This window comes from Herpetosiphonaceae bacterium (genome assembly GCA_036374795.1).
Taxonomy (GTDB): Bacteria; Chloroflexota; Chloroflexia; order Chloroflexales; family Kallotenuaceae; genus LB3-1.
The window spans coordinates 35,068-44,352 of sequence record DASUTC010000312.1 but is presented as its reverse complement, the minus strand read 5'-3'; the positions used below and the strand labels follow the sequence as shown (position 1 = coordinate 44,352).

At 61.2% G+C, this 9,285-nt stretch carries 7 protein-coding genes; 2 read left to right on the top strand and 5 right to left on the bottom strand.

Annotated features, from left to right (window positions below):
- Positions 1-90 precede the first annotated feature (90 nt).
- Together VFZ66_24330 and VFZ66_24325 are read left to right on the top strand one after the other, a co-directional pair.
- Positions 91-1,320 (top strand): thioesterase domain-containing protein, encoded by a 1,230-nt coding sequence (locus tag VFZ66_24330; protein ID HEX6292337.1) that lies wholly within the window; start codon positions 91-93, stop codon positions 1,318-1,320.
- 305 nt (positions 1,321-1,625) lie between these two features.
- A complete protein-coding gene (locus tag VFZ66_24325) occupies positions 1,626-2,945 on the top strand; it encodes a hypothetical protein (protein HEX6292336.1) in 1,320 nt (439 codons plus the stop codon).
- Positions 2,946-3,036: 91 nt separating this feature from the next.
- Here the strand turns inward: VFZ66_24325 and VFZ66_24320 are convergent, their stop codons facing one another.
- From VFZ66_24320 to VFZ66_24300, 5 genes are all read right to left on the bottom strand, one after another.
- Positions 3,037-4,125 (bottom strand): hypothetical protein, encoded by a 1,089-nt coding sequence (locus tag VFZ66_24320; protein HEX6292335.1) that lies wholly within the window; start codon positions 4,123-4,125, stop codon positions 3,037-3,039.
- A gap of 31 nt (positions 4,126-4,156) precedes the next feature.
- Complete coding sequence (locus tag VFZ66_24315) at positions 4,157-4,993, bottom strand: carbohydrate ABC transporter permease (protein HEX6292334.1); 837 nt, start codon at positions 4,991-4,993, stop codon at positions 4,157-4,159.
- Between the two features lie 65 nt (positions 4,994-5,058).
- Positions 5,059-6,051, bottom strand: coding sequence for a sugar ABC transporter permease (locus tag VFZ66_24310; GenBank protein ID HEX6292333.1), 993 nt, complete (start codon positions 6,049-6,051; stop codon positions 5,059-5,061).
- Between the two features lie 95 nt (positions 6,052-6,146).
- The gene (locus VFZ66_24305) at positions 6,147-7,496 is read right to left on the bottom strand and encodes a sugar ABC transporter substrate-binding protein (GenBank protein HEX6292332.1); all 1,350 of its coding nucleotides are present in this window, start codon (positions 7,494-7,496) and stop codon (positions 6,147-6,149) included.
- A 36-nt stretch (positions 7,497-7,532) separates the two neighbouring features.
- Entirely contained in the window at positions 7,533-8,615 is a 1,083-nt protein-coding gene (locus tag VFZ66_24300) for a LacI family DNA-binding transcriptional regulator (protein HEX6292331.1), read from the bottom strand.
- Positions 8,616-9,285: the final 670 nt, after the last annotated feature.

Here is a 9,285-nt window from a genome sequence, read left to right as displayed (position 1 = left end):
AGAACAACAGAACAACGGAACAAAAAAGCGGACCACGAGAGCAAGCAAACACGGTGCTCCCCCGCTCCTATGCAATGGGAGCGGGGGCGGGTGCCCTCTGGGTGTGGTGAGGGCCTCCACTCCGAACTCCGTGCATTCCTGGGGCAGCGCCTGCCCGACTACATGGTGCCGAGCGCGTTTGTACTGCTGGATGCGTGGCCGCTCACGCCCAACGGCAAGCTCGATCACACCGCGCTGCCGCAGCCACATGCTTCGGATGGCGCGCGGGAGCCTCTGGTCGCTCCTCGTGATCACGCAGAGCGCTGGCTGGCGCAGATCTGGGCCGATCTGCTGCATACGCCCGTCGTCGACATCCACGCGAACTTCTTCGCACTCGGCGGCCACTCGCTGCTCGCCGTGCGGATGATGGCCCAGATTCAGCAGCGCCTTGGCTGGTCGCCGCCGCTCACAACGTTGCTGCAAGCCCCCACGATCGCGCAACTTGCCGCCCACCTGCGCCAGCAGCGCGTGGCGGATACGTGGTCGCCGCTGGTGGCGCTCCAGGCGCAGGGCCGTCGGCGTCCGCTCTTTCTGATCCATCCGATCGGCGGGACCGTGCTCTGCTACGCGGATCTGGCGCGGCAGATGGGGCCGGATCAGCCGGTCTATGGCCTTCAGGCACGCGGCGTCGAGCACGGCCAAACGCCACATCGCTCGGTGGCGGCGCTGGCTGAAGAGTATCTCGCCGCGATCCGCAGCGTGCAGCCCGGCGGCCCATACCGACTCGGCGGCTGGTCGTTTGGCGGCGTGGTGGCGTTTGCAATCGCCAGCCAGTTCCAGCGGCAGGGCGAGACGATCGAGCTGCTCGCGCTGATCGACAGCGCGCCGCCCATGCCTGAGGTGCCGCTCCCCGATGATACGGCGATGCTGCATGCGTTCCTTCAGGATCTCGGCGGTATGCTCGGCACATCGCTGGGGATCACGGTGACGGATCTCGCGCCGCTCGCGGCGGATGAGCGGCTGGCGTATGTGCTGGCACAGGCGCAGCGGCAGGAGGCGCTGCTGCCCGGCATGGATCTCGATCGGCTCAAGCGGCTCGCTGCGGTCTTCTCCGCCAACCTGTCCATGCTGGCGGCCTACCCGGCAGCGCCCGCGCCCCTGCCGGTGGCGCTGCTGGTGGCGGAGGTCACGGCGCAGCGCCGGGATCTGGCGGGCGCGTGGCGCGCGCTCGCGACCGTGGTGCAGGATCGGGTGGTGCCCGGAACGCACTACACGCTGCTGCGGTCGCCCCATGTGCAGGCGGTTGCAGACTGGCTCGGCACGCTGCTTGTCGCGGCCTAGCTCATCCCGTGAGGCGCGCGGGCGCTTGTGATCGAGGAGTTCCAGCGGTTGGGCTGTCGCGTCGAAGGTGGGGAGCGGCCCATCGGCAGCGATGCCAACCACCATGATCGAATCATCTATTGGGGAGAATCACGATGTTGCACCTACGATACTCACCGACGAGGACTTTGCTGACATCTCGGACACGGATGGTTGCGATAACAGCGCTCGTTGTACTCATGTCGAGCGTCCTTGGGACGGATTTTGGAGCACGTCACGCGGAGGCCCAGGCCTGGAGTCTGACGACCGCGCAGCGCCAGGCGTACTTGCAGTACTACGCGCCGGTGATCCTCAAGCGCGGCGATGAAAATGACGGCAAAGCGGGCCGCGACTGGCTGACCAACTTTGACTTTGATCAGGACGGCGATTTTTCCAATAATCGCGTGAATTGGCGCACCATCAATCAGTATGTCGCCGCATCAGGCAGCGGATCAGGCAGCTACAGCCACTGGCGCATTCGTCCGACGCTCTACACCAGCCTGATCGAATACATGAACGGCGGCAGCAAATCGCTGGTGCTGCTCTATCACGTCTACAACGCTGCCGATAAGGACGGCAGCGAGATCCACGACTGGGAACGAGTGGAAATCGTGGTGCATGGGATCAGCGGCACGCCCGGTGGTGGCGGCGAGTATGTGAATCATGTCACGGTCACGCTCCACAAGGAACACCACATGCGCCGCTCCTACGATTCGGCCCTGAATTTTATGCAGACGGCGACCGGCAAGCATGTGCTGCTGTGGCAGGCCGACGAAAGCAATGTCGATGATTGGTCGCAGCCACATGCTCATGAGATCCGCTTTGTCACCAATCCTTATAGCTGGATTGCCAGCCAGGTGAATACCGCTACCGCCCAGGCGGAGGTGAACATTACCAATAAGGATGACAAGCGGAATGTCCATTACGTATTCGTGCCGGAAGGATCGGCGGCGGCGGTCAGCACTTGGGGCGCGCGATCCTTGAGCTACTCCAACGCCAGCACGCTTGCCAGCCGTGTCGATAATGGCAACACCGTGCGCTGGTATCAGGTAAAACGCCTGACCTATGAGCTTCAGGATCTCGCCGATATTTTCCCGACCCACTGGCAGAACAATCCCTGGTACATTCATTGGCTGTCGAGCGATCTGGAAGACGTGTACCTGGAAAGCCCAATTCTGAATGAGGCGGGACAGGCTGAAGTCAGCACGGGGCTGCAACGCTTTTACACCAAATCGCGGGACATCGGTAAGTCTGACCTGACCGATGGGCGCGAGGGCGTGCTTGATAAAGACTGGCTCTACGGGGCCTACTCAGCCGAGCTTAACCCGGAATTTCCTTCGGGATCGGACGACTTCAAAGGGTATGAGGGGCAGGGTCTTGACAGCTACGGACGCAGCCGAGGGGCGGCCAGCGGCTACTACAACTCCCATAACGCCTTCTGGTGGCAACACGATTTCTTCGTGCATTCAGGCGTCATTAATGATGCTGACACACGCGAAGAGGGCATGTGGCTCTCCAGTGCCTGGTATACCGCAGCCAACGGCGGCTTCGATGGGCGCTGGGTACAGCTCTTCGACGATCGGCCCGGCTATGAGCCTGCCCCGTGATTGTTCGGTCGGTCGATCAGCCGGTGAGATGTCAGCGCCTACGGGAGCGCCGCTGGCTGGTGCATACGTTGAGCGCGTGCCGTGGTAGATGCTACGCCTGCGGCAGCGCCGCGGGCACATGCAGCCTGGCAACACCAATCCGCGCGTCGGCCATGCCATAGAACACATCGATCTGACCGTTTGCGCGCAGGTCAACTGCTGTTGGAAAGACAACGTTATCGACGACGCCGCGCTGCTCTTCGGCAGTGTCGGGCGCGAGGATCGGAGTCGATGAGCGGTAGCGTACGTTGCGCGGATCGTCGCGATCGAGAACCAGCACGCCGGCGGTATACCGCACGCGCGGCTGGTGATCAACGCCAGCCATCATCTGGCCGTCCACCCCGTGAATGATGGTGATCCAACCAAGGGGCGTGAGCACCGGCGGTGTGCCGCCGCCAATCTTGAGCGATTCCCAGGCGTACCTCGGTGTTGCAAGGAGCTGGTGATCGTGCCAGAAACACAGATTGCGCGGATCGGTCTGCACGACGTCGAGCGGCACGTATGAGATCCACATCGACGGGCGAGTTTCCGCGATGCCGGACGGCTGTACATGAAAGCCACCCTCGCGCCACCAGTTGACGTTGTAGTCCGGGCGATGAATCATGGCGAGCGCGGGCCGACCCTGGGGATCGTGCACGGGATCGGGGAAAAGGTATGCGTCCTTGTTGACATAAAGATCGAAGTCGGTGCGGTACTCCGCCGCGTGCGCGAACTTCGCCAGTCCAAGCCGCTGCCAGGCATAGGCATCCTTGGAGATAGCCAGCGCCACGCGCGGGCCGAGCGGCCCGTACGCTGCATATGCCATGACGTAGGAGTCGATCGCCGGAACGAACGTAACGCGCGGATCTTCGACGCCCGCCGTGTGTGCATTCCGCTCGTAGCCGGTTTCGGGCTCCAGCGCATAGCCCTGCCGCTCGACGCCGACCGGCGTTCCGTCCGCGTCGCACACGACGCGGGCGATGCCGATTCGGGAGTAGTTGCCAGCCGCGACGATGCGCGGAAACAGGAGCAGGTCGCCGTTTCGATCGCGACAGCAGCCGGGGTTAAGCACGCCCAGCGCCTCATCGGGGTTGGAAGGATCGCCTTCCATGATCATACCCAGGCGCTCCATCTGGAACGGCGGATTGGTCGTCTCGCTCACCAGTGTACTCCTTGATACGGCTTTCAAACACCTAGCCTTTGACCGCGCCAACGGTGATGCCCTCGATAAAATATTTCTGGGCGCGCACATACAGCAGCACGATCGGGATCGTCATCAGCACCGTCATCGCCATCATCATGTTCCATTTGGGCGCTTCGCCGCCGCCGGAGAGCGCCGAGTTGAACTGGTACAGGCCAAGCGGCAGGCCGAATTTTTCGGGCGTGCTCAGATAGATCAACTGGCTAAAGAAATTATTCCAGTTGCCGTTGAAGCTCAGCACCGCGACCGCCAGCAGGGCAGGCTTGACCAGCGGCAGCATCACCTGGAAGAAGGTCTGCATCAGATTCGCGCCGTCGATAGTCGCCGCATCCTCGATCTCACGAGGGATCGTGAGAAAGAACTGACGCAGCAGGAAGATGTACGACGGCCCCCAGGCGAAGAGTGCGCCGACCGTGAGCGGCGAAAACGTGTCGTAGCGATCGAGCACGCGCGCCCAGATGATGAACGACGGAATCAGCGTAATCACGCCCGGCAGCATCATCGTGCCCAGCATGATGCCGAAGAGGATGGTGCGGCCCGGAAAGTTGAACCGTGCAAAGCCGTAGGCTACAAGCGAGCAAGTCAGGATCTCGCCGAACATCGCCAGCATGGTGATAAAGATGCTGTTGGCGAAGTAGCGTGCCAGCGGGACAAGCTGCCAGACCTCGACGTAGTTCTGCCAGCGTATCGGCTCTGGGATAATCTGCGGCGGCAGCAGAAACAAGGCGCTGCTCGTCTTGAGCGATGTCGCGATCATCCAGTAGAGCGGGATCACCACGAACAACAGTCCGATGAGCAGCCCGACATAGGTCAGGATCGTTCCAACCATGTTTCGCCGCGCTCTCGCCTGGGCTGGCCGACTCTCAGCTCGTGGAGCGGTTGTTACAGCCATGATTAGCCTCGCTTCTCGCCTTCATAGAACACCCACAGCGCGGAGGTACGAAAGACAATCGCGGTGAGAACGGCGATGATCAGCAGCATGAGCCAGCTCAGCGCGGAGGCATAGCCCATCAGCGAGCGGGTGCCGAAGGCATATTGGTACACGAGCACGCCGAGAAAGGTGCCGGACTCGCGCGGCAACCGGACAAACAGCCCAACATCCAGAATTTTAACGGCGGCGATCACGCCCAGCACCAGCGTGTAGAACAGGGACGGGCTGACCATCGGCAGCGTGACGTTCCAGAACTTGGCCCACGCGCCCGCGCCGTCGATGTCTGCGGCCTCGTACAGATGCTTGGGAATGTTCTTGAGCCCGGCAAGCAAGATCACCGTATTGGCCCCGAACGCGCCCCAGATGCTCATGATCAGCAGGCCCGGAAGCGCGAAGCGCGGATCGGTAAACCAGCTTGGATTCCCGATGCCGATCAGACGGTAGAGCGGGCTGAAGATCTGATTGAAGAGGCCATTGGTCGAGAGCAGCCAGAGCCAGAGGATAAATGTCGCCACCGACGGGATGACTGCCGGGAGGTAGAACATAGTGCGCCAGAAGCCGATGCCTTTGACGTCCCGCGCCAGAAGCATGGCAATCGCCAGCGAGAGCGCCAGGCCAAACGGCAGACTCAGCACGCCATAGAGCATTGTGAGCCGAAGCGACGGCCAGAAGAACGACGACGGCTGAAGCAGACGGCGGTAGTTGTCGAGGCCGACCCACTCCGGCGTTTGCAGGCCGTTGAAATCGGTGAAGCTGTAATAGAGCGATGCGCCGATCGGATACAGCGTCCAGAGCAAGAATCCGAGCAGCCACGGCATAATCAGCGCGACGCCCGCCGCCGTCTCCTTCTTCGCTCCGAGCCGTGGCAGCAGATAGTAGACGGCGAACATCACCGCGACGATGCCGATTCCCGCAAGAAGATAGTCGACCAGGGTCCGTATGTAGAGTTGCGTCATCGCATGCTCCTTCTCTGGTTGAACCACTGCGGTGCTCGCCGACCCGCGCTCCTCGCAAGAGCGCGGGTCGCGGCATACGCTTCTGAAGGTGACTCTTACGGACCCTGAAGGACCGCTTCCAGCGCCTCACGAGCGGGTTTGGCGAGGTCAGCCGCCGCTCCCTTATCGTGGAACAGCGGATCTTTGAACTGCTCCCAGAAGACGGTATCCCACTCCGACTGTGCCGGGACGATCCTGAACGAGCGCATATCCTTAGCCGCCTCGACGATCACGTCAGCCGAGGCTTCTTTGAGCGGCACGCTGGCAACGATCGTCTCTTTGTTGGCGAGCGACTTGCGCGGCGCGACGATCTTCCAGTGGTGAATCCCCTCGGTCAAGGCGATCAGCGCATCGCAGGCGGCCTGTTTATTTGCCGTACCTGCGTTCACGACCGTCGAGGCGGTCCAAGCGAAGGTGGTCCGGCTCTTAGGACCTTTTGGCACGAGCGCGGCCTTCAGCTCGGCGAACTTCGCGTCCTTGGTATGGGCGTAGTCTAGGTCGTCCGCCGCGCCGCCGAAGAACATGGCGACCTTGCCGTTCTTGGCAAGCTCGCCAAAGCCCTGCTCTTTGATCACATTTTCGGGTGCGGCATACGTGGGATTAAAGATAATATCGCCGTAGAACTCCGCGCCCTGGATGGCTTCCGGCGAGTCGATCGGCGATTGCATCAGATCCTCGCTCACGACCTCGCCACCCGCCTGCCAGATGAACATCTGGATCGGCGGCCAGTCATTGAACGCCGTGCCGTAGATGCCCTGATCCGGCTTGGTCAGCTTCTCGGCGGCGCTCTTGAAGTCGTCCCAGGTCCAGTCGGCGGTCGGCTCCGCGACGCCAGCATCCTGAAAGAGCTTCGGGTTGTAGTACAGGATCACCGGCTGCGAGATCCAGGGCAGGCCGTAGGTCTTGCCTTTGAACTGCGCGGTCTGGAGCACCTCCGGGAAATAGTCGTCGAGCTTCGCCGCAGGCCGGTCGCTGCCGTTGAGGCAGTCGGTCACGTCCATCAGCGCGCCGCGATCGACGTAGCCGGCGATATACTCCTGCGATAGCCAGATCAGGTCGGCGGCCTGACCACCGGCGATCGTGGTCTGGAGCTTGGTGTAGTAGTCGGCTGGCTGTGGCTCCTGCACGATCTCGAAACTCGTAGCCTCCGCGTTGACCTTTGCAAGAATGGCGTCCAGCTCTTTGGCCTCTTCGACGCCTGCCCAGGTGGACAGGCGCAGTTTGACTTTCTCGCCAGCAGCGGGCGCTGACGCGGCGGGCGAGCCGGTACTGGGGGAAGACTCAGTCGTCGTCGGTGCCTGGGTACCTGCCGTTCCGGCGGTCGTCCCATCAGATCCACCACATGCGGACAGGATGCCTAGCAGGAGCGTAAGGAGCGTCAACCATGACAATGTTCGTCGCATCATACAGATCCTTCTCGATTGAACGGTTGTTGCACCATCTTATCTTCGGCTCTGGCTGCGCGCGGCGTTAGACCTCCTTTCTGCCGACACGTCGCAGCCGCAGGATCGGCGAATTACCAGCGTGGTCGCAACCAGCGTGCGCTGCTGCGGACCATCCCGATCCTCAATCCGCTCGAATAAGCGCCGCGCGGCGATCTGGCCGAGGCGCTGCTTGGGGATGTGAACGGTCGTCAGCGGCACATGGAATCGTTCGGCGGACTCGACATCGTCAAAGCCGGTCACGACGAGAGCGTCAGGAACGCTCAATCCAGCCTCGCGCGCAGCGTCGATCGCCCCCATCGCCATGGCATCGTTGATCGCGAGCACTGCAGTGGGTTGCGCGCTGAGCGCCGCGCGCATAAGCTCGTGCCCTGTCTGATAGGTTGTCGTCGCCGCATGCAGGATCGCGAGCGGTGTCACCTGCTGCTCGCTCAGCGCTTTGATGAAACCGGCGCAGCGCTCACGGTTAGTGATCCAGCTCTCAGGACCGGAGAGGATCACGATTCGGCGATGACCGTGGCTGAGGATATGCTCGGCGATACCATAGGCACCACCCTGGTCGTCGCCAAGCACGACGTCGATCGACGCGCCGACGATCGCGTTATCCACCAGCACGAGCGGCGTGCCCTGGGTGTGGATGGCAAGAATGAAGCGCGGTGGGATAAATGGACCAGCCAGAACGAGGCCGTCAACGCGCTTGCCATGAACAACGCTCCATTGCCTTGGTCGCGCTACCTGATCGTCTTCCAGCGCGGTAAGCAGCAGGTGGAACTTCCGCTGTCGAACCTCCTGCTCGACACCAAGCAGGATGCGGCTGTAAAACGGGTCGTCGGCAAGCAGGCTCGGCTGGTGATAAACCGTAAAGCCAATGTTTTCGGCGCGGGTCGAGGCCAGAGCACGAGCCGATCCGTGCGGTACGAAGTTGAGTCGCTCGACTTCCGCCAGGATCCGTGATCGTGTGGTATCGCTGAGTCCCGGCTGCCCGTTTAGCGCACGTGAAACCGAGGATGCCGAAACATTCAGGCGTTTTGCAATCTCGGTTAACGATGGCATAGCGAAAACCTTACGAAAGCGCTTTCTCATATCATACGCTAGAAATGGTGGGATAGCAATCGGAAAAAGAGCATGGGCCCGCCCCGATTGTTCGAGAAGCCATGCAGCGCGATTGATGCAACGCCTCCGAGGAAGTTGTACCGATAATCAATATTCCTCAAACAATGCCCCGATCATAATAATGATGAACGGCCTCCCCTGCCGCTCCACGATGAGTTGACGGCACTGGCCGCGAGGTAGCGGCAGGAGGTCGCATTTCAAGTAATCGAGTTCCAGGCGAGAAAATGCCGCGTCCGCTAGCTGACCCGGAAACCAGCCGCAGCGGAGCATTTGAAATCCACCACAGTTAGCAGGTCGCTGCCCGTGAGAAACCGCTTCGCGCCAGAGGGTGCGCGCTTCGAGGGTATGTAATAGTATAATACCAATATTACATATACTTCTCCTTCGTGCTCAAGATGACATAATCACATTCTTTTATCGGATCTCTTTAAAGCGGACGATATATTCAGGCTGGCACAGGGAGGAGGATCGCCTTGGTGTGATGGCTCCGATCGATTCCTCCTGGTTGCGCCGGGAGCAAGAATCTGCTACGATCACCTCCGGCCTCGATCAGCCTGTTATCTGGTTCGGCCTCACACATGTCAAATCCACCTCTATGGTTGACACGTTCATTCAGGCATTCCGTCCACTCCGGCAGCCC

Excerpts from the sequence above, each read along its gene's own strand:
- VFZ66_24315 (HEX6292334.1), bottom strand. The coding sequence starts at position 4,993 with ATGGTTGGAACGATCCTGACCTATGTCGGGCTGCTCATCGGACTGTTG.
- VFZ66_24310 (HEX6292333.1), bottom strand. The coding sequence starts at position 6,051 with ATGACGCAACTCTACATACGGACCCTGGTCGACTATCTTCTTGCGGGA.
- VFZ66_24305 (HEX6292332.1), bottom strand. The coding sequence starts at position 7,496 with ATGATGCGACGAACATTGTCATGGTTGACGCTCCTTACGCTCCTGCTA.
- VFZ66_24300 (HEX6292331.1), bottom strand. The coding sequence starts at position 8,615 with ATGAGAAAGCGCTTTCGTAAGGTTTTCGCTATGCCATCGTTAACCGAG.